Raw genomic sequence first — 23139 nt, 5'->3', positions numbered from 1 at the left:
AATCATTAATTCGTGTGTGCGACGGCGCTGATTTCGATCAATTGCTCGGGAGCCGCGAGGTAGCTCACGCCGATGCAGCTGCCAGCTGGCCGATGTTGTCCGATGTATTCCTTGAACAGACGAATGCATGGCTCGAAATGCTCTTGCGCGTTTGTCAGATAGACCTCTACATAAGCGAGATTCGACTTCGTGACACCAAATCCCGACAGCACGCGGTCGAGATTTTTCAGCGTCTGCCGGGTCTGTGCCTCGATATCTCCCTCACCAACAAACACTCCTTCTGTATCGTGGGAAAACTGTCCCGAAATGTAAATGGTGCCGTTGACGCTATAGCCCTGTGCGATGCCGTGATCCCAGAGATCGTGATTGTAAGTTCTCGCATTGATCATATTTTTCACTCCTTTACTTCAAAGTAAGGCTAGTATAAGATGAGCGAAAATAAAAATATAGTACGCACTTTATTGATAGGTACTGTAAGAAAGGATAGTGGAACTATGAGCATGGCTGAGTATAATGGCAAAGTTAAAAATATTAAGGATACGCCTTTTGGCTACACATTGTCAGTTATCGGCGGCAAATGGAAAATGGTTATTTTGTACCTCCTGGCAGAAAACCAACCGGTTCGCTTTAATGATCTGAAAAGACGGATCGGAACTATAACGTATAAAACATTGAGTACACAACTTAAAGAATTAGAAGCGGACGGTATGGTGAAACGAAAAGAGTATCCTCAGGTCCCCCCTAAAGTCGAGTATAGTCTTACAGATAAAACGAAAACGCTCTTGCCTGTTTTGGAACAGTTATGCGAGTGGGGAGTCAAAAATCAACCATGATTGGCTTTCAGTTGGAAAGCCGCCTGTATCCGGTAATCTAGGCTAAAGCGCGGTCATCTTGTTATAGTTAGAGGTGAACCTGAGCAGGATGTTCGCGGGCGGCATACGGCCTTGGCGAAAGAAGCGATATAACTTAAGGAGGAGCTATGCAACGAAATCAACTTGGACAATCCGATCTGTACGTCAGCGAGATCGGTCTTGGCTGCATGTCGCTTGGAACGGACGAGCGGAAGGCATTATCCATCGTGGATGAGGCGCTGGCGGGGGGCATCAATTTTCTGGACACGGCCGACCTTTATGATAACGGTCATAATGAGGAGCTCGTGGGCAAGGCCATCCGTCATCGCCGTTCGGAAGTTATCGTGGCGACGAAGGTGGGCAACCGCCGGATACCCGGACAAGAGGGATGGGTATGGGATCCTTCCAAAGCCTATATTGTGGCCGCTGTTAAGGAAAGCCTGCGCAGACTGGGTACCGATTATATCGACCTTTATCAGCTGCACGGAGGGACGCTGGACGATCCGATGGATGAAACGATCGAAGCCTTCGAAGAGCTGAAGCGGGAAGGGCTGATCCGCTGCTATGGCATATCCTCGATCCGTCCGAATGTCATCCGGGAGTACGTCAGGCGGTCCGCTATCGTTAGCGTGATGAATCCATACAGTCTCTTGGACCGGCGCGCGGAAGAAGAGGTGTTTCCTTTGCTAACCGAGCATCGCATTGGGGTGATCGCGCGAGGACCGCTTGCAGGCGGGATCCTGAGCACGCAGGGGGAGCACAAGGTCGCCCGGGACTATTTGGATTACGCCAAGGAGGAGCTGCCCGCGCTGCGCCGACAACTCCTTGAGCTTGCCGGCCCTAACCGAACCTTAGAGCAGCTCGCAATTCGATATGCGCTGAGCGAGCCTTGCGTAAGTGTCGTGATTCCGGGCGCAAGCAGTCTGGAGCAGCTCAGAAGCAATCTGACCGCTGCTGACGTTTCCTTATCCGCGGATGAGGTGAAGACATTAAAGGAAATAACCAAGCAGAACCTCTATACGGCTCACCGATAACCGAGAGCGATCGGCTAAAAGAACGAACGATTTAAGACTATATGTTGAACAAGGTTCGGAAAACAACGAAAATAACGGATGAAAACCATTGACTCTCCCGATAGAATCGCGTATTCTTGGAAAGTCGGTTTTCGCCCGTATATCCCCATTAAGACGGTTTGGGGGTCTCTACCAGGAGCCAATTAATCCTGACTATGGGTATGGAATGCACGGGAAACGTGTATCCCATACTTATAGCCAGGTTTTTTTATTTTCAGTCGATTGATATGGAGGATGACGAAAGAGATGGAAAGATGGTTCAAACTGAAGGAGCGGAGCACGACTCCGGGGATGGAGGTGCTGGCCGGCATCACGACCTTTTTCACAATGGTCTATATCGTAATCGTCAATCCCGGGATTCTGAGCCAGGCGGGCATGGATTTCCACGGCGTCTTCATCGCCACCGTGCTTGCCAGTATCGTGGCGACGCTAATTATGGGACTCGGGGCCAATTATCCGATCGTCATTGCGCCGGGCATGGGGTTAAACGCATACTTTGCCTTCACCGTGGTCGCAGGCGGGGGTGTTCCGTGGCAGGCGGCGCTCGGCGCGGTGTTTGTCGCGGGTATCCTGTTCATTCTGCTGTCGCTCACGTCCTTCCGTTACATGCTGCTGGACGCGATCCCGCCAAGCCTGAAGCACGCCATCACGGCGGGCATCGGCCTGTTCATCACGTTCATCGGGCTGCAGAACGCCAAGATAGTCGTCGACTCGCCGTCGACGCTGCTGACGCTGGGCAAGCTGACCGAGCCGATGACGATGCTAACGGTTGTCGGGCTTGCGGTATCGCTGATCCTGATGGCCTACCGGGTGAAAGGGTACCTGTTCATCGGCATGCTCGTCACGGCGGTGATCGCCTGGTTCACGGGCCTTCTCGAGCTTCCGGACACGCTTGTCGCATGGCCGTCCGGCCTGTCCGCGACCGCGATGCAGATGGACGTAAGCGGCGTATTTACGCACGGACTGTATGCGGTTATTTTTACGTTCCTGCTGATCACGCTCTTCGACACGACCGGAACGATGCTCGGCGTGGCGGAGCAGGCAGGACTGATCAAGGACGGCAAATTCCCGCGCTCGCGCGGCGCGCTGCTGGCGGATGCCGTCGGCACGACGACGGGGGCGATGCTCGGCACCAGCCCGACGTCGGCGTACATCGAGTCGAGCGCAGGCGTTGCGATCGGCGGAAGAACCGGCCTGACCGCCGTCACCGTGAGCGTGCTGCTCGGGCTGACGCTGTTCTTCTCGCCGCTCGTCTCCGTGCTGGCCGCCATTCCGGCGATTACGGCGCCGTCGCTCATTATCGTGGGCTTCCTGATGATCAGCGTGGTGCAGAAAATCGAGTGGAACGACTTCGAGGTCGTCTTTCCCGCGTTCCTGATCATCGTCCTGATGCCGCTGACGTACAGCATCGCGACCGGCATCGGCGTCGGCTTCATCGCGTATCCGGTGCTGAAGGCGGTACGCGGCAAGTGGCGCGATGTCCACCCGATTTTCTACCTGTTCGCCGTGCTGTTCTTTATCCAACTTGTGTTTTTCAGTCATTAACAAGTTTGTCCGCAGCGCCGGGGCCGATGCCCCGGCGTTTTGTCTTGCCGTTCGGTGCCGGCATTCACAATTCCCAGGAGCGGAATGAACGAGAAAATAACGATAAACTGGCGTGGGCTTTCAATCTATGAATAGGGTTTAACATTTGGTAGACTTTTCATATAAGATGGTCTGCCAGAAGTTAAAGAATGTACCGAGCGCATTATCCAATCGAATAGAACAGGAGAGATCGTATTGCAGCTCTCGGATTCCACTTATTCCGCCATTAGGGCTCTATGCAAACAAGGCGATGACTTGGTGAAGATAGGCGATCTTGATGCCGCCAAGCAAAATTATATAGCCGCAATCCGTTTATTGCCTGAACATCATCAAGAATGGGAGGCCGCTACCTGGATCTATGCAGCGATTGGGGATGTCCACTTTCGTATGATGAATTACGATAAGGCCTTCAAGTGCTTTTTTAATGCCGTACAGTGTCCGAAGGGGTTGGGTAATCCGTATATTCATCTTCGGCTGGGGCAGTTATATTACGAACAGCAAAACTATGAAAAGGCAGCTGACGAGTTAACCCGGGCTTACATGGGCGCCGGTATGGAGATCTTTATGGAAGACGACCCCAAGTATCTGGAGTTCTTGGAGACAAACATAGAGATGTGAACATTCAGGTTACGCAGCCGCTGATTGCGAATTATAAAACTTCTACGGCACCACTGAGAACCGACGCTGGAATAACGATTGCGATTGAAAGTACCGGAGACAAGTCTCTTCCGTTCGGAAGAGGCTTGTTTGCGCCTGCAATCACGTCGCGACGGGGGCTCGACTCGTCAGTTGGAAGGTGGCCGGAAGCGTAGACGGAACCTGTAGCAATCTGCGCATTCGCCCATACGATGTAGAGAACATCAGATCGTTACAAAGGGGAATCGTATGTATCCTTTTTTTAGGGCGCTCACAGGCAACCCAATCGTTGTCTCCTCTGCCTTAGGAGACGTAACCGGCGACGGAATCGCCGATCATGTCTATCTTACGGGTATCCGAACGGAAGATAGTCCTTTTATTCAGGAGATCACGCTGGTCGTACGAGATGGCGGCACCGGCCAGGTGACCTCTGTACCGCTCAAAGATAACGCAGGATATAATCCGCGATTATTTTTAGGCGACTTTACCGGGAACAAGATCGATGATATTTTGATCAGCATTGATTCCGGGGGCAGCGGGGGCATGATGTACCACTATATTTATTCGTTCGTCCATAATTCGCCGCTAGTGATTTTCGATTTTAACGTATACAACGAGGTCTTTAAGTACGAGGTTACTTATAAGGATGACTACAAAGTCGAGGTCGTCAGTAAGGCGAACAACATGAAATATATCATTGATCTGTCCTATAAAGGCGCTGATTATTTGGGTGAAATCTATGATGCGAACGGGAAGCTCAAGCAGCCTATCAGCGGGTTCGTGAATCCGCTGAGCGGACTGTATCCCGTCGATTTCGATGCCAACCAAGTCTATGAGCTGCTGGCCTACCAGAGAATCGCCGGGAGATATAACGCAGACTCCTTAGGGTACGTCTTGAACACGCTAGCTTGGAGAGAGAATCGGTTTGTTCTGGCGAACCAGAACGTCGCTATTTTTGGCTCGTAGCATGCGGAAGCTGCAGCGCACGACAAACGGCGTTACAGGGTTTAATCCCTGTAGCGCCGTTTGTCGTTTGACTAACTGGTGTTAGACTGGTAACGATGCGATTGAGGACTCGTGGAGAAGCTTGCGCTATCAAGCTAATGGCCAGGGTAGTTCCAGTTTGTGGTAGAATGTTATTAATAGTCAATCTTAAAGAGGTGGAGGGTACATGAATGGAACAGGAAAAGGAAAAGGAAATAAAAGAACTTAAAGAGCGATTAACGATTGTTGAAAATAAACTTTTAAAGCCTTCGCGACCCTCTACTGGTATCAAATTTTTACTGGGATTTGTAATCGTATTTGTAATCCTGCTGATCACGATCGGCATCCTTCAATTTATAGGGGCTTCTTCTACTTAATTAGTAACATATTTAACGGCAGCCGATCGGTTGCCGTTTTCTCAAGTATACAGCGATAAGTAAAAAGGCGGCGCTATATCTAAGCGTGGCTCGAGTTGCATCAATGGTCTGCGTCATCTGCTCGAAGCGGATCGGCGAGTATCCCAGCTCCACCGCAAGGCTGTATTCAAGTATCGTCGCAAACTGTTTATCTCCCGGCATGAGGTAGTGTCGAAAACGCGCATTGAGATCACCGTGGGGTCTGGCAATAGTATCGATATAGATCGTTATGTTATCGGTGTAGTCGTGTATAATGATCCCGTATACCCAATATTCCCCGTTAAGGAGCTGCCCCGTATGACAACAACTTCCTTCCGTATTCGCCGACCCTCAATGAATGATGCCGCAGCAGTTTGCGCCCTTGCGGCCGCCTGTGACACTGAAGACCTCGGAGCGCCCGACATCGTGCTTGACGATGTGCTGGACATGTGGTCCCGATTTGATCTTGAGCACAACGTTTGGGTCGTAGAAGACACAGACACCTGCTTAATCGGTTACGCCTTCCTTGAGGAGGACAGCGAGGAGAAGCTATTCAGTTATGGCTGCGTGCTGCCCGCCGCCCGAGGGCGGGGCGTAGGATCAGCGCTAGTGGCGGCGCTTGAAGCGCGGGCCGTATCGCTTCGGCAGGAGTCGGGCGCTTCGAAGCGTCTGCAAAGCATGATCCCGACGCTGTGCGAAGATGCCGTCCAACTGTTCGAGACTAGAGGCTTCGTGCCTGTCCGGTACTTTAAGCGAATGGAAGTTCGATTGGAGGCCGCGCCAGCCACAGTCATCCCGCCGAATGGATTGACCATCGAACCGTTCGTGAAGGGGCGCGACGAACAAGCCGTCTATGAAGCTTACGTGGAGACGTTCGCCGATCATTGGGATTTCGCGGCACCCCCTTTCGATAAATGGGTTGAGAAGACGCAGCTGCCTACCTTCGACGAACAATGGTGGATGATCGTCCGAGATTTAACAGATACCATAGCGGGCTTTGCGCTTTGCCGGATGCGTGAAGATCTGCTCTACATCGAGCAGATTGGCGTACGACGTCCGTTTCGCGGACGCGGTCTTGCGCTCATGCTGCTGCAGCACGTATTCGAAGCCTCTTACCGCGCGGGGCAGACGCTCGTCTCGCTTGGCGTCGATTCCGCCAATCCTTCGGGTGCTTACCGCCTCTATGAGAAGGCCGGCATGAGGCCTGCATACGAAATCAGCATATATGAAAAGTCGTTTCCTTCCGTTTAAAGCCCCTTCATGCGATCATAATCGGATGAATTGTATATGAATCTAAGCTGAATAATGGCCCGAAGACAGCCGACCACAGAAATCGGCTGCCTTCGTTGTGTTTATAGGCAGGAAAACGCAACGAGACAGGCACTCCGGCCAATCCGGATGAACGCAATATCTATGCCGAAAAGTTACGTGTTTGGATAAAGGAAAACGTTTCATGCACGAAGGCAGCCGAATCGGCTGCCTTTTGCGCGTGGGGGTCTTACGGGGAAAGGAGGGCAAAGCGGGGGATTGCGGAGCTAGTGGAGGGGGCGTCTTTCGCGCTGCTGGCGAGGTCGGCAGTCTGCCGGACTTTCGGGCTAATCGAACAACCTGACCCCGCGCGCGGCGAGGAAGACGAGCGATTCATGAAGGACGGCGGGATCGAAGCGGAACGTCGTCCGCATCATGGCGATCCAGTCGGCTTCGTCCGTGTACGCGTGAAGCTCCGTGCCGGAATCCTTCTTCACGAACAGCTTGTTATTGATGACGGTATAGGCCGCGTTGTCCTGAAACCGGGTAGCCGTAATTCGGCGCATGAACGGATTATCGGCTTCATCCCGAAGAGAGTGGGTAATGATGTCGTCGAAGCGGTCCAGACTGACCGGCTGCCACTCGATCGTTTTGGTTACGATGCTCTGACCGTTCGTCCGCCGATCGATCATGAACTGCCGCGGGGCCAATCGCCGAATGTCCACCTCCTCGCCGTATCGGGCAAAGCGGGGCTCTTCCTCCAGCCGCAACGGCTCGAATAAAGGAGCGCCGTACCCAACGTCTACATAATAAGGCTGACCGTCCAACGCCAACGTCACCATAAGGGCCAGATGCGTATTCCCGCCCGAAGCCCGCACAAGGTCGACCTGATAACCCAGTGCTGCCAGCAGCTGTCCGAAATGATAGTTCAGGATGTAGCAGTTGCCCCCAAGGCCGTGCTGCTCGAAATGATGGAGGAACGTGTCGATATCCGGCAACCAGTGAAGGCCGGACCTGCCGCGATGCTCGTAATAGCGGAACTTGCTGATGTTCTCGAAAGGAAATACGTGCAGGTGGCGCCTGATCAAGGACCGCAGAGCGTCCAGCGTCGGGGTTGACGGGGAAGTCTGCAGAGCGGCCAGGTATTGCTGCTGCCAACTGTTCATCGGATATCGCCGCCTTCTGTCATTGTGGTTTCATGACCATCAGGGCAAACAACAACAGGCTGACGATGCATGCCCACAAATGCAAATGCCGAACTCTGGCGTACAGCGACGAAAGGCTAACCGTGCCGCTGTAGGTACCGGCTGCCTGCTCGCTGTCAGCGAATGCCTGATGCCATTTCTTGACCGCAGGCTGAAGGAAGCCGATAATGATCACCTCGATGACCGTATACACCGCCAGCGAGCCGATGATCCACATCTGCGTGAACGGTCCGTATGAGCCGACCCAGAATAGCAGCAGGCCGGATACGACGGCAAGCGTGCCGAATAACTTGGGGAAGATCTCCAGCCGCGTCACCAGATCGAGCGTCTGCTTCATCTGCTCTGCGGAAGCATGATTCCGCATCATGAGCGGGAATGCATAAGCCGGACCTAGACCTAACATGGCTGATAGTACATGAAGCAAAACGAGCCATTCCAACAACAAGCACCGCCTTCAGTGGTAAGTGATTTGCTGTCCTTATCGTAGCGGGAATGGCAACCTTGCTGTATCGGTAGAAATACGTATTTTGCTACATAGGGGGATCGGAATCGCAGAGCAGGAGCCCATGTTCCATGACGCAGCGGGTGAGAGCCGCCCTGGAGGTCACCTGCAGCTTCTGGAAGATCCGTTCCACATGCGTCGTGACTGTCCGTTTGCTGATGAACAGCAGCTCGGCGATTTCCGCATTCGTATGGCCTTTGGCGGCATAAGCGGCGACCTGCCTCTCCCGCGGGCTCAGCGCGTTGAAGACCGGGTCCGCGGATCGTTCCTGCTCCAATTGAATGCGCGCGATGAGCTGCTTGAAGAGAACGGCTGGCTCGCTGCCGTCTGCTGCAGCCAAGGATGCCAGCGCTTCCCCAAGCTCGGCCGACAGCTGCATCAGCAAAGCATCCGTGAGCCGATCGAATGAAGCGGCTTGCGTGCCCGTCTCTTCGCAGCAGACAAGACCGATGAGGCGGCCCGATGAGACAACGGGGAATCCGAGGAAGCTTGTCGGCGCCTGCGGGGCTGCCGGCCGCTGAGCCCCGGCATGAGCCGTCCCCATATAGTTGGCTTGCGAGCGGATGTTCCGCATGCGGATAACGCCACCTTCGTTCTCCACCAATGCCGCAAGTCTTCGCATGGGCTCAAGAGCGGCGTCCTCGACACCGGCGTTCGGTACGTTGCGGGAGGCTAACAAGCGGGATGTCTGTCCTTGGGATTCGCCGCTAGGCGCCCAATACGACAGTCGGTTCAGATCCAGCTGGTGGGCGAGCGCAGCTAACAGGTCCCCGTAAGTCTCCGAAGAGGGGAGCGGGCGAGGGGATTCTTCCTGACACTTACGCACGGACAGCACGCGGAAAATAACGACCTCTATCACCTGAACGGGCTCCGCAACGCCTGCCATCCAGGAGACGGTCTGGATGTCCCTGACGATGCGCTCGAATAAGGCGCCCTGCTGTTCGGCGCGGATATAGGAGACGCCAAGCTCCCACGGCTGAAGCGTGCCCGGATCCGACAGCTTGATAAGCGCGAGCGGGCTGGCGGCAAGGTTCTGCCTCGTTTTGTTCAGGAATTGATTGGCTGCCGCGATGTGCGAGGCATCGATATACCACAGTCTCGACAGATTGATGACATTGGGCGTTCCATCGGCGGAGGCCGTGACGAGCAGGGACGGGAACACGCCGTCGAAGGCGGGCATCAGTTCAGCTGGCAGCATCCGCTAGCTCCTTCCCATCAACAGCGTGCCCGCTTGCGGACCGGGTGTCTGCAGGTAGATCCGTTCGACGTTCATGCGGACGGTCACGCATTCGGATGCACGGACCCGATGCAGCGCGGCCAAATGGGGGAAGCAGCGGGCGGTCATCCTGCCCTGCCGCTCTAGCATCTCTTGGTCATCCGGCGTGACGGGTTCGCTGCCGACGGCAATCCCTTTCAGCTGCAGCGATTGGTTCGTGATGCCGGAAGTGAGCAGGACGGCAAGCCGCCCCTGCTCCGCAAGAAGCGGCTCAAGCCGCGACCGTTGACTTCGCAGAATCATGACCCGGACCCTGTGCGACGCTTCATCCACACGGATGCCAAATCCGCGGCATGTGAACGGGATCGCGCCGGCCTGCGCAGCTGCTAGATGAATATATATAGGCTCGGGCAGCTCCAGAAGACGAGTTAGTTCACTGGCAATCATCTGTTAAGAGAACCCCCTGTTTTGTGTTATTTTGGCAAAGTCATTATAGCATAACGGGGGCTGGTCGAAGCGCAGTGTTTCCACCAATAACCGAGGCACTGGATAAGCAGCGAAGGGGATGTTCATAGCAGATTTAGCGGCCAACAAACTTAGCCATTGCACGCTTCTCCAATTCGTCCCAATGGGGAGTCGCAGCAGTCGTTTGGTTTTTCAGCTTATTGAACGAACCGAACAACGCCGCAATTTCACTGAAAGAACCATCCACTAATTTCATGAACGGCAATTTGTGAGTGATAGCAAGTCCATAGTACAAGAGCCGTCTATGCTTTCGAACAAGGTTAACCTGACTGGCAGGCGTAATCGTATAATTCAGCCCCTCCAATAGCCGAAACCCATCGGCCATCACATCGATGGCTAGCTTCAGCAGTTTCTTGTCCTTCGAGGCTTTGTTTAAATCGCCATCGTGAAGAAAACCAACCGAGCTCAAGGCGACGATCGTAACGATATGGCTTTTGAGCCAGGCATCGATATCCGCATGATACACGACTTTATACCTCACATGCTGGAACGCGCGCTCCAGAACCGGCTTTATGGAGACATCGCCGTCTAAGCTGCCGACGATCATTTGTCCGCCTCCGCGTATGCAGATGATGCGTCCGCTCGCCTCTCGGCGTCCAGCGCTAAGCTGAAAGCCGAAGAGGACGTTTTTCTTCACGTTACTCTTCGCTTGCAGTTCCTTCTGCATCCCCGCGGCGTCTGCATTGTTACCTACAAGCACAATATTGGAAGACCGATTCTCGGCTAAGATAGATAGAACGGATGGGAAATCATTGTACTTCATGACGACAAAAATAAGATCATAACGATCGTCCGGCGCCAGCTCCTGAATGACGTTGACGGTATCGACCGTGCTGCGGCGCTGAAAGTAATGGCGAATGACAAGTCCGTCCGTCTCCAACTGCTCGGCTCGCTTGCCTCTTGCCAGCACCGTAACCTCATTCCCGCCGCGCGCCAATACATGGGCAAGATAGCTGCCTAGAACGCCTGCGCCGTATACCAATACTTTCATCCTGAAATCTCCTTTATCCAACATGCTTTGATTTTCAACCAGGCTTTGAATAAAATCAGGATAGCAGTCGCTCCAACAAGCAGCAATCGCTAGATGCACCTAGTTTGTTGGTTTTTCAACAGACGGGAGAGGATTGTTTAAGAAAAGGAGAGCTCTTTCGTGGATAGAAGAATCAAAAAAAATCAAACCGCCATCATGCATGCACTCCTGCAGCTGATCCTGGAGAAAGAGTTCGAGAAAATAACGATCAACGAAATCGCGGAGCGTGCCGATGTCAATCGAGGCACCGTGTATTCGCATTACGCGGACAAATACGACCTACTGGACAAATGCATCGAGGATCAGCTGCGCCATTTGATGGAAACCTGCTACGCCATAGACGCGGCAGAGCCTTTCCAGACGAAGGCGCCCTTGCTCCTGACGATCAAAGAAATCGAAATCAACGCCCGATTGTATAAAGCGTTGTTACGCATCAAAGACGTTCCTTCGTTCCGGATTCATCTGAGCAGCATGATGAATAAGCAGATCATGGCGCAGCTGAAAGCAAACAGCCATCTATGTTTGGATGATCTGGGCCAATCGATATTCGCGCAATTCATGAGCTCGGCGATCGTCGGCGTGATCGAATGGTGGTTCGCCCAATCGATGCCCTGTTCCGCGGAAGAGTTGACGGACCGGTTATGGTCCCTTCTGGAGATGAACCTGATGACCGGCTAAGTAACGGAAATTTCGGCGCGGAAAAAAGAAGCAGGCCCCCGATCGGCGATAGACGATGGGAGCCTCTTTGTGCTGCGGTACATCTAATGCTAGAGCGAATCACGCATACAGCTTCCGGAAGGAATGCGGGGTCATCCCGATATGACGTTTGAAGCAGCTGGAGAAATACGGCGCATATTGGAAGCCGACCTGCTCGCTGACTTTGGCGATCGGCCATTCGGTCTTAATCAGCAGCAGCTTGGCCTGCTCTAAGCGGTATTGCAGCAGGTACTCCATGGGCGTGCATTGATAGATTTCCTTCATACACCGAACGATGTAATTCGAGTGAAAATGAAGCGACGCCGCCAACGTCTCATTGGTCAGGTCCTGCTGATAGTGGCGGCGCAGATACGCCTCTGTCCGCTCGGCTAGCTTCACGACCGAGCTTGCGGTCGAATCGTCCTGCTCTTCCTCTTCGAGCAGCTGGATCAAATCCATGAACCGCTGCTGCTCCTTCCAATATGCCGTTGCCCCATTCGCGGTGGTCTGCTCGCGCATCAGCTCGAGCAGACGCACGATGCTGGCGAACTGCCGCGGCGTCGAATGCTGCGCTACTTTGAGGTAGTAAGGATTCGCCCATGCATGCCGGATGGGGAGGGGAGTGCGGGTATCGCTAAGCTCGCGATAGGCGCCGTGGTGCTCAAAATGGAGCCAATAAAAGATCGTCTCCTCCGTGCAAGCGTTCGTCGTGTAATGATACCGGTCGGGAAGGAGCAGAAGCGACTGGCCTTGTCGGACCTGCCACTGCTTCTCGTCTTCCCCCATGAAGAGCGTCCCTTGAAGAACGAACAGAAGGTCGAACACGCCGAGATTGCGCCGGTTCGGATGCTGCTGTCCGGGCTCATAATGCGTCTGACCAATCGTAATATAATACGGCATCGGCGGCAGCTCGAACAGGATCTTACTCATCCGATCTCCCTTTCATTTTGTGTGAAATCGCATAAAAAATTAGTTGGATTTATTCGTAGGAACCGATTATTTACAAGGATACACTGGTGGAAGTGAACAATCAAATTTCATATAGTGGGGCGATGAAATTTATGGTGGGAACTTCCGCGCAAGCTGCGAGCAAGACGATCCTGCTCGATGGCTTATTCAAGAACTCGCAAGATACGGGAAGAGATTATTTGCTGCGCATGGATGTGGATCGCCTGGCGGCGCCTTGTTATGAGGCGGCCAAGCTGCAGCCGAAGAAGGAACGTTATGGCGGTTGGGAATCGACGGCGATATCCGGGCACTCTATCGGACACTGGCTGTCGGCCGCCGCGGCCATGGCTGCCGTCACGCAGGACGAATCGCTGCTGCGGCGGCTGAATACGGCCATCGACGAGCTGGCCTTCGTCCAATCGCATGATCCGGACGGATATGTCAGCGGATTCCCGCGCGATTGCTTCGACCGCGTCTTCAATGGCGACGGCGATTTCGAGGTGCACAACTTCGGCTTGGGCGGTTCGTGGGTGCCGTGGTATAGCATCCATAAGATCTATGCCGGGTTGATCGATGCCTACAAGCTGACGGGGAGTCGGAAAGCACTGGAGGTCGTCATTAAGTTGGCCGACTGGGCGAAGAAAGGCACCGACCGGCTGACGGAGGAGCAATTCCAACGCATGCTGATCTGCGAGCATGGCGGCATGAATGAAGCGATGGCGGATCTCTACCTCATCACGGGGAACCGCGATTACTTAGAGCTTGCGGTCCGCTTCTGCCACCAGGCTATTCTGGAGCCGCTCTCCCGCGGCGTCGACGAGCTGGAAGGCAAGCATGCGAATACGCAGATTCCGAAAGTGATCGGAGCGGCCAAGCTTTACAATATTACCGGAGAAGAGAAGTACCGGAAGATGGCCGAGTTCTTCTGGCAAGAGGTGACGCAGGGCCGATCCTACATCATTGGCGGCAACAGCATTTTTGAACATTTCCGGGCGAAGCATTCGGAGAAGCTCGGCGTGGAGACGGCAGAGACGTGCAACACGTACAACATGCTCAAGCTGACCCGCCTCTTGTTCCAATGGTCGCCGAACGCCGAATACATGGATTTCTATGAGCGAGCGCTGTACAACCATATTCTGGCCTCGCAGGATCCGGACTCCGGCGCGAAAATGTATTTCATCTCGACAGAGCCTGGCCACTTCAAAGTGTACGGAACCGATGACCATTCCTTCTGGTGCTGCACCGGCACCGGCATGGAGAACCCGGCATTGTATACGCGCGATATCTACTATTCGGATCACGAAGCGGTCTACGTCAACCTGTTCATCAGCTCCAAGGCTGTCTTGAAGGACGGGAAGCTCGTGCTGCGACAGGAGACGGATTTCCCCCGCTCGAATGAGACGCGAATCACGCTGGAGGAAGCTGGCGGCGAACGCTTCAAGCTTCACATCCGCGTTCCCTATTGGGCTGCAGGAGCGGTTACGGCCGTCGTTAGCGATACGGAGACCTATTCTAGTTCGGAGCAAGGTTATCTGGAGATCGATCGGATATGGAATACGGGCGATGTCATTGCCATCACGCTGCCGATGGAGCTTCATGTCTACCGGTCGAAGGAAGACGCGAAGAAGGTTGGCTTCATGTACGGACCGGTCGTGCTTGCCGGCGCATTGGGCAGAGATCATTTCCCGCAGTGCGATATCGTCGACAATCATCTCAAGCTGCACCAGCATCCGCTCATTGACGTTCCAATTCTGGTCACGGAAGAGAACGATGTGAAGCAGTGGATCATGCCGGTAGAAGGGAAGCCGCTCGCCTTCGTGACGGACGCGGTCGGCGAGCCGGGCAGCCAGCAGATAACGCTGATTCCTTTCTACGAGCTTCATCACCAGCGCTACACCATCTACTGGACGCTGATGAACAAGGAGCAATACGGGAGCTATGTGGACCATGAGAAGGCGGAGCGGCAGCGGCTTCATGCAATAACGGTCGACGTCGTGAGTCCCCATGAGCAGCAATCGGAAGTCGAGCATGCGATTGCGTCACAGGAGTCGAGATCGGGCTATTCCGCTTATGCCCAGCAAGGCTATCGCATCGCGGAGAGCGGCGGTTACTTCAGTTATCGCATGAAGGTCGTCCCTGGGCGGCGGATGGCGCTTCAAGTGACTTACTATGGCAGTGATGGTTCATTCCATAATGAGCGGGGACATCAACAACGGGTATTCGACATCCTGATCGATAATCACGTCATTGCGCGCCAGAAGCTGGAGGCCCAGCATCCGGAGCAGCTGTTCAACGTGCAGTACGATCTTCCGGAAGCGCTTCTTGGCGGCGCCGATCACGTAGAAGTGAAGTTCGCTTCGGCGGATGGCGGGGTAGCCGGCGGCGTGTTCGGCATTCGGGTGATTGATCGGTTGAAGCTTGCGGAGTGGGACGACTAACGAGCGGGGATTGCAAATAAACCGATGACTGTCAGATGACGGTCGTCGGTTTTTTCGCGCTATTAGGCGAGAATGGCTCGTACATAGGTAACAACCTGATTATAAAACGGAGAACTTGTGGGGATCTCACCTATTACTATGGCATTCCTCGCGCTTAAGTCTAGTGACTTCGCATGATCAGTTAAGGCAACGCCATTCAATGTTGTGTAGGATACTCCTGCTAAAGCACCGTTGATATCAATTCCTACAGGAACAGGTACATGGAAGGGGTAACCTGGCTTTGTTGGGCTTGTCACAGGAACGACAAAGGCTAAGTCAGAGTGTGCTGGATCAATAAGTCCGTCTGATATTACAATTGCGGGGTGATATCCGGCTTGTTCGTTTCCTCTTTGAGGATAGAAGTTCAACCAGACTACGCTCCCGCGCGCTACAGTTCCCGTAATAGCCATTAAATCATTTCATCCCCCATTGGCTCGTAAAATTCTTCCTCTTCGCATTTTACGCCGTCTGGTGCAGAGCCGCGAAGCGATAGAAATAGAGCGCGAAGCCCCTTTTGATTATCAGCCGCAGGTAAAGTTGGACGAAGCACAATTTCTCCTTCATCGGAGACATGGAATCCAACCTCTACGCCTTCGCTGAACCCAGCCATTTTTAACACCTCGGTTGGAAATCGAAGAGCAAGACTGTTTCCCCACGGACGAAATGTGGCTTTGGCAATTGGATTAGCGGGTGCCGACACGTTAATCAGCTCCTTGGATGGTTTATGTGCCAATTGTACCACCCTTTCTTCTTTTTGTATATACTATGTATATACAGAAAGAAGGGGTTTGATACTTCTTTCGATAAAAAGACATATATTGCATCGGGAGGCATCGGCGGCGCTGTATTGCCTTATGCATCTGGCTGGAGCATGGATTCGATGTCAGCGACTGGCACGGTATGGCTCCTTATCGGCTGCGCGTTCTTGCTGGTGTGTTTGCTCCGAATTCGGACGTCTGCCGGGAGACGTCCGAATTCGGAGCTGTGCCGAGGGATGAGTTATCGGTGGGGATGAATGTGCTGAAGATGTAACCAATCAATAGTCCCAAACTTTGCTAGATGGCAAGGTTGGGCACTTTCTTTGATGCTTTATTTGGATCAGGGTGAGGTCGCCGGTTCGTTGGTATAGCACTAAGCCTGTAGCATATATAACCTGCGGAAGAAATGGCGAATGTCGCTGACCGATCGGATCGGCGTGGAAGGGCTATGCCTGGTATTTATACGCTTACTGCAGATTGCGCAGAGACTATAGGACCTTCCGACTCTCCAGAATAAGCGACATACGCATTCACTTGGAGCATTTCGCCAGCCGCAGGGTTCGCATGGAGGAACTGGACGCGCGGTGGGGCAACAATGACACCGGCCCTTTGATCCATCTTACGCTGCGATTCAGCTCTCGAATGAGAGCGAGGGTGGAGGAGGCTTTCGGTCTCGACAAAATCGACAACTAAGAGGACGGCTGCAACATCCGCTGCTAGGTCGCATGCAGTGGTCGAGACCCGTTGCGATTAAGTTTTTTCTAACCTGCTTATGTGATCTTTACTTTTCTGAAAAACCATAAATAGTATCCGTACGAGAGTAATAAAGTTGCAGTCATCGTGAGGTAGCTCCAGTACCATGCCCAATGCAAATACTTAATGAGCTCCGTGTGTTTCTCAAGATAAACCTCACCTGCAGTCATGAGGCCCGGGATCCCCAGGATGTACAGCGTTTTAATGACCCAGTGCTTCTTTCTCGGAAAGTAAGTATTAAATATGGCGCTTACAGCTGGAAATACGAAAAACTCAAATGTGAAACTTGCTCGATATGCTATTTTAAGAAAGCCTACAGGGTACTCAATTAATCCGCCCTGCACAACTAAAGAACCAAACAGCCAACTAGGCACCTGCATAAATAAAAAGCTAATTTGTGCCTGGATCCAGTTTGTTCGATTGATGAATACAATCAAAAGTATAGTGGTTAGTATCCATACACCATAGAGGATGACCGTATCCATTCCGCAACCACCTTAATGAAGGAGTAAATTGAGCTATGTTCAAGTATTTGTCATGTATTGCAATTCAATTCAATGAACAGTAGGGCTGGGCCATGCAAGCAACATAAATGCGGCTGAATACGTCTGGTTGTATAAATCCGCCAAATGAGGTGTGGTCATGATAAAAACCGGACTAAAGATTGCAATCTCCATGCTATTACTTTCGTCCACAGCCGCTCCTGCCTTTGCAGCATCCACGGGGAAAGGGATTACGACGGTTATCAACGGTACGATCATCCAGCCGGATGTGAACCCCGTCATCGAGAAAGGGCGCACGCTTGTCCCCATTCGCGCACTGGCTTCGCTCGATCTCGAATTTCTGTGGGACGGCCGAGATAAGATCGCTACGGTCAAAAATAAAGACGGAAAGTACGCCATGCTGCGCCTTGACGAAACAATGGCCCGGGTAAACGGTCAAGAAGTGAAACTGGATGCACCTGTTACCGTCATACAAGGACGCGTCTTCGTGCCTCTGCGTTTTATTAGCGAAGCCTTTGGTTTCCAAGTGCAGTATGATGCTGAACGATCCATGGTCACGATTGACCGACCAGCTTTCGCGCCTGGGGTATTCATCGACTGGGAGTCTGCAAATGACCCCATACTTAACGATGTCATCAAAGAGAACCTCCAGAATACCTTGAAGTCGATGGCAAATAAGGACCAAGCGGCGTTCAAGAGCGTGTTCATTCAGAATACTGCCTCTAGCGCATTCTTATATTTACTTGATAATGAATACCGGTTTGAATCATTAGGCGAAGTTCGTGATAACGGGGAGGGAAGGATTGAGGTTCCTGTTGCCGGTAAAGTGAAAAATAGCGAAGGTACAGTGAAAACCACGAATCTAATATTCTACTATATGAAGAATAAGCAGGGGGAGTGGAGGCTCGCTTCTATAGATTAGACAATAAAACCGCCCTTGTAGAGGCGGTTTTACTTTTGTCTGCAATAATGGAGCAACTATCGTTTTCGTGCTTTAATTACAAACGTTACAGGAAGCATCATTGCTTTTTTGGCAAAATCGCTGTTATCGCCCCGCGATTGCAGCATGTCTTCATCCGATTGCTCAATCATCTGCTCGATGACAAATCCCGCTTTGGCCAGCGCATTCACATAGGTGGATAGTTTGCGGTCCGACAAGGTTAGCGTGCCTTCATCAAGCGATACCGAATACCAAGATTCATCGAAATAGCTTTTTTTAAAAGTAAGCCTATCTTGTTCCGCAACCACGCATTTGTGTATAGGGTGGGACCAGCTGAAAATAAATACGCCGTCTTTCTTCAGGTAAGAGGCGATCCGGCCAAAAGTACCCTCAAGGTCGGTGGTCCAGCCTATGGCATAAATCGAATAGACAACGTCAAAATAATCCACGGGCAGGCCGCATTCCTCTTCCATCGGAGAACAGATCAATGTTGCGGCGAGACCGCATGCCTCCAAATGCTGCGCGGCCTTTTCGATTTGTTGTTCGGATATATCTACAGCCCATAGTTCGGCTGCTTGGCGTTCCCCGTGATACTGCAAGGATTGGCCGTTCCCACAGCCGATCTCCAGCAGCTTTTTCCCCGTGACGTCGCCAAAAAGCCGGCATTTTTCTTCGGAGACAAATGCTCCATAAGAAGGAAGCACGATTGCCCCTAAGAAATCATTGCCGTTGATATCCCAATAGGAGCGGTTGGTTGTATGAACAGATTGAATGTCCAAGTCGACCGATTTGGCGCAGCCCACCTCGCCAGCGCCTATAATGTTGGTTGTATAGACAGGATTGTTGCTGTTGCCCATGCCAACGACCACCTCAACTATTAATAATAAGAGCTAGAACGAAAGCCCGACTTGAACGTTAATTCAATCAAACCTATCGAACATGGGCACGCATCGCTATAAACTCATACATAATATACCGTTTATGGATGAACAAAACCAGCTATATTCATCAATCTCGCGTCAGTCTACCGCCGAGGGAGCTGCTGCTGTCTCATGAAGCACTCACGCCGCATCGTTGAAAAGTTAACTACGACATGTATTGTCGTAGTTAACGGCTATAATGGTAATAAATCAACGAAAGGGGCAACAAATGATGACACGCAAAATAATTTTAGATTTAGCCGTTACGTTAGATGGTTTCATTGAAGGGAAGAATGGAGAAGTAGATTGGTGCATCATGGACGCTGAGATGGGGTTTGATCTTTTTTTGAATCAAATTGATACGATATTGTACGGCAGAAAAAGCTATGACTTATGGGGACAATTTACGCCGGATGGTTCACAATCCGATGCGGAGAAAGAAATTTGGCGGCTGGTTCATCCTAAAGAAAAGTATGTGTTCTCCAGAACGCAAAAAGGAACGGATCATAAGGCCATTTTCATAAACGATAATATTCCCGAAGAAGTCAACAAGCTGAAGAATAAACCTGGCAAAGACATCTGGTTATATGGTGGGGCCAGTCTAATTACAACATTTCTCCATTTAGGGCTCGTTGACGAACTTAGATTATCGGTTCACCCTGTTATTTTGGGAGAGGGAAAGCCGTTGTTCGTTGATATTCATCAGCGGATAAATGTAACAACGGTTCGTACAAGAACGTTCTCTTCCGGTGTCGTGCAGCTTATCTATCATTTGGAAAGCAGACCGGAAGCGTTACGCTAACGTTAACACAACAATGCCCAGGGGCTGTAACGGGTTGCATGGCGGCAACCTGTTACAGCCTTTTTGGATTGACGGATTAGGACGATCGTGCTAAAATCCAATGGAATTGGACGATCGTCCTAATTTTATTGCGAAATCATTTGAAGGAGATGTGATCGTGATGTCAAAAGACTTATTTGAGCCTGTTCAATTAGGTGATCTGACACTAGCCAATCGGATGGTCATGGCACCGATGACTCGTAATCGCGCCGATGCGAATGGCGTCGTTACGCCCATGATGGTAACCTACTATCAACAGCGCGCCAGTAGCGGTCTTATCATCGCGGAGTCTGCCCCCGTTTCACCGGAGGCGGTCGGCTACCCGTTCACCCCGGGGATCTATACGGATGCTCAAGCCATTAGCTGGCGCGGCGTGACCGATGCGGTGCACGAGGCAGGCGGCCGAATCTTCCTTCAATTGCAGCATTGCGGGCGGATATCCCACCCGAGCTTTCAGCCAGACAACGCGACACCGGTAGCTCCATCGGCGCTGCGGCCGGAGGGGCAGCTCTATACATATACCGGTAAGCACGACTATGTAACGCCGCGTGCACTGGAGACATCGGAGATCCCGGGGATTGTAGCGCAGTTCAAACATGCCGCCGAGCTGGCCCGACACGCAGGCTTTGATGGCGTGGAGGTACACGGTGCGAATGGATACGTGATCGATCAGTTCCTCCGCGACGGCAGCAATCGCCGCACCGACGAGTATGGAGGCAGCGTGCAGAATCGGATGCGCTTGTTGAACGAAGTGCTCGATGCGGTTTGCACGGTGTGGCCAGCTCAGCGCGTAGGCGTGCGGTTGACTCCCGAGAATCGATTTAACTCCATGTCCGATTCCAACCCGCAGATGCATTTCTCTTATTTCGTCGAGCAGTTAAGTCCGCGCGGGCTGGCGTATGTGCATGTGCTCGAAGGCGATATGATGACGAAGAACAGCGAGCTCGACTACCGCGCCTTGCGTTCGAAGTTCTCTGGTCTGTATATCGCGAACAATGGTTATGACTTGGCGCATGCTCAAACGGCAATACGCAGCGGCGACGCGGACTTGGTTGCTTTTGGGACGCCGTTCTTGGCCAATCCGGATCTAGTAAGGCGCTATCGGGAGAACCTGCCTTTAAATGAGGCTGATCAGGCCACGTTCTACCAAGGCGGCGAAGCGGGTTACATCGATTATCCCTTTTACCGCGGGGAGGAAACATAAACAAGCCGACTGATATGGTGAGGTGCGGTCGGCTACGGAGGTGTTAGACATGAAGGGGAAAATAACTCGCAAGCACATCGTCGAGATGGCCGACCGGCTGTTCTATGAACGGGGTTATGAGCATACCTCCTTAGCGGATATTGCCGATTCGGTTCAAATTTCCAAGGGGAACTTCTATTACCACTTCAAATCGAAGGACGAAATTTTGGCTGCCGTGATCGAATTGCGATTGGAGAACACCCGGAATATGCTGCTGCAATGGGAAGATGGAGGCGAGCGGCCCGAGGATCGGATCAAGCGCTTTATCGATATTTTGATTGCGAACCAAGCGGATATTAAAATGTATGGTTGCCCGGTAGGCACGCTCTGCACGGAACTGTCGAAGCTGAATCATGCTTCGAAGGCGGAGGCGAGCGAACTATTCACCCTATTTCGGACCTGGCTGAGCCGGCAGTTCGCGCTGCTCGGCCTCGAAGCGGCCGCCGACGAGCTGGCGATGCATCTTCTCGCCCGAAGCCAAGGGGTCGCCACATTGGCGCAAGCGTTCCAGGATGAGAGGTTCATCCAGCATGAGGTTGAGCAGATGAATGATTGGTTGAACAGCAAGGTGAATGCCAAGTAGTCTGGCAATCGGTAGTGACTTGAGGTCTAGATATGGCGTGATATTCATACCCTGCAATGAGAGACTGCACTAAAGGGTAACAAAAGTTGAACCAAACCAGGGAGCAGTTTGCCGCGGCAGCTGCTCCCTGTTTTCATTAAGTTAAAGAGCAGGATAGTTCCAATATGTGGTATGATTCACTTGTTGAAATCACATAGTTAGATGCTCGAGTTCAGCTAACGGATTAAGGGAGGAGTATACATAGAGCTTAATATCCCAATGATTCTGAGAACTTATCTTTCACATATGTTTGTGAAAGACTGTCTTGTTTCAGAAAAGTCGTTAGTTATTGAACTCCATAGTGGTTTCCAGAGCTTTAATGTCTATGTTGAATGTCATTGGAATTTTGTAAGAGACGACGAAATGGTAGTCTCATCTGATGAGGTACAATGGGGTACCGATGTAAGTTTACATTCGGAATTTATTAAATCATTGCAGGGTGAATATCTTCAACAAGTTGTGATTGAATCGAAAACCAACGATATTTCTTGATTGTTCAAGTTTACTCTAAAAATTGAGGTAGACAATTCTTCTGATTTTCCATTCACTGCTACTCCAGATGGAATTTTACTAATACAGATATAGGCATTTCTGATTGAAGTATCGGGAAACGTTAGCTGAATTCTTTATTAAAACAGAGCTACAGGACAGAGAACATGAATTTGGGGGTCAACAGATGGAAAAGCGAGCATTAGAACTATACAAGGAATTCATTGATGATTTGGTAGAACTTCGTCCATGTTTGTATCCTCGTTGGATAATGGGTAACGGCTGGCCGAACACGGTAGAGAATGAAAAAATCAATAAAGTCATGAGTGAATTAACACCAGAACAAAAAGAGGTAATTGCACTAATTGCCCAATCTGCTCGAGACGGCGGGATGCATGATGTACTTGTCTATCTGACAGATCAAGTCAATATTGAAGGGCTCGAAATTGTCAAGAATGGCATCAAGATGGCGAATGAACCATTTGACTCCGGTATGCATTATGATTGGGTTTGCCGAAGAGAAGGAGATTCATGGCCGGATCAGAACAGTTAATTAACCTGATCGCTCTTTGAACTAACAGACGGACAAAACAATTCCAATATGTGGTACTATAAATCAAGACGAAAATTAATATTGAGGTGGTGTTAATTCTGATAGCTAGAACTTGGCATGGCGTTGTACCTTTACATAACAAAGAGG

At 51.7% G+C, this 23139-nt stretch carries 26 protein-coding genes and 1 riboswitch; of the genes, 15 read left to right on the top strand and 11 right to left on the bottom strand.

The annotated features are described in order from the left end of the window. Positions 1-5: 5 nt before the first annotated feature. On the bottom strand, positions 6-389 hold the full coding sequence (locus ACFFSY_RS02065) for a RidA family protein (protein WP_377489137.1): 384 nt from the start codon (positions 387-389) through the stop codon (positions 6-8). A gap of 105 nt (positions 390-494) precedes the next feature. On the opposite strand from ACFFSY_RS02065, the gene ACFFSY_RS02060 reads away from it, so the two are divergent. The 7 genes from ACFFSY_RS02060 to ACFFSY_RS02030 all read left to right on the top strand — a co-directional run bounded on the left by ACFFSY_RS02060 (position 495) and on the right by ACFFSY_RS02030 (position 6774). Beyond that, positions 495-833: a winged helix-turn-helix transcriptional regulator gene (locus ACFFSY_RS02060; protein WP_377489684.1), complete on the top strand. Its 339-nt coding sequence runs from the start codon at positions 495-497 to the stop codon at positions 831-833. Between the two features lie 146 nt (positions 834-979). Beyond that, positions 980-1885 carry an aldo/keto reductase gene (locus tag ACFFSY_RS02055; protein WP_377489134.1) on the top strand — a complete coding sequence of 302 codons (906 nt, stop codon included), beginning with the start codon at positions 980-982 and terminating at the stop codon, positions 1883-1885. 115 nt (positions 1886-2000) lie between these two features. Continuing rightward, positions 2001-2100, top strand: a riboswitch (purine riboswitch). Between the two features lie 70 nt (positions 2101-2170). Further along, positions 2171-3469, top strand: a complete 1299-nt coding sequence (locus ACFFSY_RS02050) for an NCS2 family permease (RefSeq protein WP_377489131.1) — start codon at positions 2171-2173, stop codon at positions 3467-3469. A 234-nt stretch (positions 3470-3703) separates the two neighbouring features. Beyond that, positions 3704-4126, top strand: coding sequence for a tetratricopeptide repeat protein (locus tag ACFFSY_RS02045; RefSeq protein WP_377489128.1), 423 nt, complete (start codon positions 3704-3706; stop codon positions 4124-4126). Positions 4127-4393: 267 nt separating this feature from the next. Then, complete coding sequence (locus tag ACFFSY_RS02040) at positions 4394-5110, top strand: YybI family spore inner coat protein (protein ID WP_377489126.1); 717 nt, start codon at positions 4394-4396, stop codon at positions 5108-5110. 209 nt (positions 5111-5319) lie between these two features. Beyond that, the gene (locus ACFFSY_RS02035) at positions 5320-5505 is read left to right on the top strand and encodes a hypothetical protein (RefSeq protein ID WP_377489124.1); all 186 of its coding nucleotides are present in this window, start codon (positions 5320-5322) and stop codon (positions 5503-5505) included. A 444-nt stretch (positions 5506-5949) separates the two neighbouring features. Further along, on the top strand, positions 5950-6774 hold the full coding sequence (locus ACFFSY_RS02030; RefSeq protein WP_377489121.1) for a GNAT family N-acetyltransferase: 825 nt from the start codon (positions 5950-5952) through the stop codon (positions 6772-6774). 344 nt (positions 6775-7118) lie between these two features. Here ACFFSY_RS02030 and ACFFSY_RS02025 read toward each other — a convergent pair whose 3' ends face one another. The 5 genes from ACFFSY_RS02025 to ACFFSY_RS02005 all read right to left on the bottom strand — a co-directional run bounded on the left by ACFFSY_RS02025 (position 7119) and on the right by ACFFSY_RS02005 (position 11210). Further along, positions 7119-7937 carry an arylamine N-acetyltransferase gene (locus ACFFSY_RS02025; protein WP_377489118.1) on the bottom strand — a complete coding sequence of 273 codons (819 nt, stop codon included), beginning with the start codon at positions 7935-7937 and terminating at the stop codon, positions 7119-7121. Between the two features lie 19 nt (positions 7938-7956). Next, positions 7957-8415, bottom strand: coding sequence for a DUF2269 family protein (locus tag ACFFSY_RS02020; protein WP_377489116.1), 459 nt, complete (start codon positions 8413-8415; stop codon positions 7957-7959). Positions 8416-8506: 91 nt separating this feature from the next. Further along, positions 8507-9676 (bottom strand): response regulator transcription factor, encoded by a 1170-nt coding sequence (locus ACFFSY_RS02015; RefSeq protein ID WP_377489113.1) that lies wholly within the window; start codon positions 9674-9676, stop codon positions 8507-8509. A gap of 3 nt (positions 9677-9679) precedes the next feature. Continuing rightward, a complete protein-coding gene (locus ACFFSY_RS02010; protein WP_377489110.1) occupies positions 9680-10141 on the bottom strand; it encodes a hypothetical protein in 462 nt (153 codons plus the stop codon). 133 nt (positions 10142-10274) lie between these two features. After that, a complete protein-coding gene (locus ACFFSY_RS02005; protein ID WP_377489107.1) occupies positions 10275-11210 on the bottom strand; it encodes a ketopantoate reductase family protein in 936 nt (311 codons plus the stop codon). 159 nt (positions 11211-11369) lie between these two features. Between ACFFSY_RS02005 and ACFFSY_RS02000 the strand changes: the two genes are divergently transcribed. Continuing rightward, entirely contained in the window at positions 11370-11927 is a 558-nt protein-coding gene (locus ACFFSY_RS02000; protein WP_377489104.1) for a TetR/AcrR family transcriptional regulator, read from the top strand. 99 nt (positions 11928-12026) lie between these two features. On the opposite strand, the gene ACFFSY_RS01995 is transcribed toward ACFFSY_RS02000, so the two are convergent. Next, a complete protein-coding gene (locus ACFFSY_RS01995) occupies positions 12027-12875 on the bottom strand; it encodes a helix-turn-helix domain-containing protein (protein ID WP_377489101.1) in 849 nt (282 codons plus the stop codon). 131 nt (positions 12876-13006) lie between these two features. On the opposite strand from ACFFSY_RS01995, the gene ACFFSY_RS01990 reads away from it, so the two are divergent. Beyond that, positions 13007-15331, top strand: coding sequence for a beta-L-arabinofuranosidase domain-containing protein (locus ACFFSY_RS01990; protein WP_377489098.1), 2325 nt, complete (start codon positions 13007-13009; stop codon positions 15329-15331). A gap of 62 nt (positions 15332-15393) precedes the next feature. On the opposite strand, the gene ACFFSY_RS01985 is transcribed toward ACFFSY_RS01990, so the two are convergent. Beyond that, the gene (locus tag ACFFSY_RS01985; RefSeq protein WP_377489095.1) at positions 15394-15780 is read right to left on the bottom strand and encodes a type II toxin-antitoxin system PemK/MazF family toxin; all 387 of its coding nucleotides are present in this window, start codon (positions 15778-15780) and stop codon (positions 15394-15396) included. Next, positions 15780-16103 carry an AbrB/MazE/SpoVT family DNA-binding domain-containing protein gene (locus ACFFSY_RS01980; RefSeq protein WP_377489092.1) on the bottom strand — a complete coding sequence of 108 codons (324 nt, stop codon included), beginning with the start codon at positions 16101-16103 and terminating at the stop codon, positions 15780-15782. The genes ACFFSY_RS01985 and ACFFSY_RS01980 overlap by 1 nt, the downstream gene beginning before the upstream one ends. 451 nt (positions 16104-16554) lie before the next feature. Between ACFFSY_RS01980 and ACFFSY_RS01975 the strand changes: the two genes are divergently transcribed. Then, the gene (locus tag ACFFSY_RS01975) at positions 16555-16821 is read left to right on the top strand and encodes a WYL domain-containing protein (RefSeq protein ID WP_377489681.1); all 267 of its coding nucleotides are present in this window, start codon (positions 16555-16557) and stop codon (positions 16819-16821) included. Positions 16822-16898: 77 nt separating this feature from the next. On the opposite strand, the gene ACFFSY_RS01970 is transcribed toward ACFFSY_RS01975, so the two are convergent. Next, positions 16899-17366 carry a CBO0543 family protein gene (locus ACFFSY_RS01970; protein ID WP_377489089.1) on the bottom strand — a complete coding sequence of 156 codons (468 nt, stop codon included), beginning with the start codon at positions 17364-17366 and terminating at the stop codon, positions 16899-16901. Positions 17367-17523: 157 nt separating this feature from the next. Between ACFFSY_RS01970 and ACFFSY_RS01965 the strand changes: the two genes are divergently transcribed. Next, positions 17524-18306: a copper amine oxidase N-terminal domain-containing protein gene (locus ACFFSY_RS01965; protein WP_377489086.1), complete on the top strand. Its 783-nt coding sequence runs from the start codon at positions 17524-17526 to the stop codon at positions 18304-18306. A gap of 56 nt (positions 18307-18362) precedes the next feature. Here the strand turns inward: ACFFSY_RS01965 and ACFFSY_RS01960 are convergent, their stop codons facing one another. Beyond that, on the bottom strand, positions 18363-19181 hold the full coding sequence (locus ACFFSY_RS01960; protein ID WP_377489083.1) for a class I SAM-dependent methyltransferase: 819 nt from the start codon (positions 19179-19181) through the stop codon (positions 18363-18365). A gap of 295 nt (positions 19182-19476) precedes the next feature. Between ACFFSY_RS01960 and ACFFSY_RS01955 the strand changes: the two genes are divergently transcribed. The 4 genes from ACFFSY_RS01955 to ACFFSY_RS01940 all read left to right on the top strand — a co-directional run bounded on the left by ACFFSY_RS01955 (position 19477) and on the right by ACFFSY_RS01940 (position 22992). Continuing rightward, complete coding sequence (locus tag ACFFSY_RS01955; protein WP_377489678.1) at positions 19477-20046, top strand: dihydrofolate reductase family protein; 570 nt, start codon at positions 19477-19479, stop codon at positions 20044-20046. 160 nt (positions 20047-20206) lie between these two features. Next, positions 20207-21289 (top strand): alkene reductase, encoded by a 1083-nt coding sequence (locus ACFFSY_RS01950; protein ID WP_377489080.1) that lies wholly within the window; start codon positions 20207-20209, stop codon positions 21287-21289. 49 nt (positions 21290-21338) lie between these two features. Further along, positions 21339-21911, top strand: a complete 573-nt coding sequence (locus ACFFSY_RS01945) for a TetR/AcrR family transcriptional regulator (protein WP_377489077.1) — start codon at positions 21339-21341, stop codon at positions 21909-21911. A 715-nt stretch (positions 21912-22626) separates the two neighbouring features. Continuing rightward, positions 22627-22992, top strand: coding sequence for a DUF6547 family protein (locus ACFFSY_RS01940; protein ID WP_377489074.1), 366 nt, complete (start codon positions 22627-22629; stop codon positions 22990-22992). Positions 22993-23139: the final 147 nt, after the last annotated feature.

It is taken from the genome of Paenibacillus aurantiacus (assembly GCF_042431225.1).
In the GTDB taxonomy this organism is placed as follows: Bacteria; Bacillota; Bacilli; order Paenibacillales; family Paenibacillaceae; genus Paenibacillus_Z; species Paenibacillus_Z aurantiacus.
The sequence above is the reverse complement of the archived record's forward strand: the minus strand, read 5'-3'. Positions and strand labels throughout refer to the sequence as shown.

What these genes read in the sequence shown, in the direction of transcription:
- ACFFSY_RS02065 (WP_377489137.1), bottom strand. Translation starts at nt 389, where the DNA reads ATGATCAATGCGAGAACTTACAATCACGATCTCTGGGATCACGGCATC.
- ACFFSY_RS02060 (WP_377489684.1), top strand. Translation starts at nt 495, where the DNA reads ATGAGCATGGCTGAGTATAATGGCAAAGTTAAAAATATTAAGGATACG.
- ACFFSY_RS02055 (WP_377489134.1), top strand. Translation starts at nt 980, where the DNA reads ATGCAACGAAATCAACTTGGACAATCCGATCTGTACGTCAGCGAGATC.
- ACFFSY_RS02050 (WP_377489131.1), top strand. Translation starts at nt 2,171, where the DNA reads ATGGAAAGATGGTTCAAACTGAAGGAGCGGAGCACGACTCCGGGGATG.
- ACFFSY_RS02040 (WP_377489126.1), top strand. Translation starts at nt 4,394, where the DNA reads ATGTATCCTTTTTTTAGGGCGCTCACAGGCAACCCAATCGTTGTCTCC.
- ACFFSY_RS02035 (WP_377489124.1), top strand. Translation starts at nt 5,320, where the DNA reads ATGGAACAGGAAAAGGAAAAGGAAATAAAAGAACTTAAAGAGCGATTA.
- ACFFSY_RS02025 (WP_377489118.1), bottom strand. Translation starts at nt 7,937, where the DNA reads ATGAACAGTTGGCAGCAGCAATACCTGGCCGCTCTGCAGACTTCCCCG.
- ACFFSY_RS02015 (WP_377489113.1), bottom strand. Translation starts at nt 9,676, where the DNA reads ATGCTGCCAGCTGAACTGATGCCCGCCTTCGACGGCGTGTTCCCGTCC.
- ACFFSY_RS02010 (WP_377489110.1), bottom strand. Translation starts at nt 10,141, where the DNA reads ATGATTGCCAGTGAACTAACTCGTCTTCTGGAGCTGCCCGAGCCTATA.
- ACFFSY_RS02005 (WP_377489107.1), bottom strand. Translation starts at nt 11,210, where the DNA reads ATGAAAGTATTGGTATACGGCGCAGGCGTTCTAGGCAGCTATCTTGCC.
- ACFFSY_RS01995 (WP_377489101.1), bottom strand. Translation starts at nt 12,875, where the DNA reads ATGAGTAAGATCCTGTTCGAGCTGCCGCCGATGCCGTATTATATTACG.
- ACFFSY_RS01990 (WP_377489098.1), top strand. Translation starts at nt 13,007, where the DNA reads ATGGTGGGAACTTCCGCGCAAGCTGCGAGCAAGACGATCCTGCTCGAT.
- ACFFSY_RS01985 (WP_377489095.1), bottom strand. Translation starts at nt 15,780, where the DNA reads ATGGCTATTACGGGAACTGTAGCGCGCGGGAGCGTAGTCTGGTTGAAC.
- ACFFSY_RS01970 (WP_377489089.1), bottom strand. Translation starts at nt 17,366, where the DNA reads ATGGATACGGTCATCCTCTATGGTGTATGGATACTAACCACTATACTT.
- ACFFSY_RS01965 (WP_377489086.1), top strand. Translation starts at nt 17,524, where the DNA reads ATGATAAAAACCGGACTAAAGATTGCAATCTCCATGCTATTACTTTCG.
- ACFFSY_RS01960 (WP_377489083.1), bottom strand. Translation starts at nt 19,181, where the DNA reads ATGGGCAACAGCAACAATCCTGTCTATACAACCAACATTATAGGCGCT.
- ACFFSY_RS01955 (WP_377489678.1), top strand. Translation starts at nt 19,477, where the DNA reads ATGACACGCAAAATAATTTTAGATTTAGCCGTTACGTTAGATGGTTTC.
- ACFFSY_RS01950 (WP_377489080.1), top strand. Translation starts at nt 20,207, where the DNA reads ATGTCAAAAGACTTATTTGAGCCTGTTCAATTAGGTGATCTGACACTA.
- ACFFSY_RS01945 (WP_377489077.1), top strand. Translation starts at nt 21,339, where the DNA reads ATGAAGGGGAAAATAACTCGCAAGCACATCGTCGAGATGGCCGACCGG.
- ACFFSY_RS01940 (WP_377489074.1), top strand. Translation starts at nt 22,627, where the DNA reads ATGGAAAAGCGAGCATTAGAACTATACAAGGAATTCATTGATGATTTG.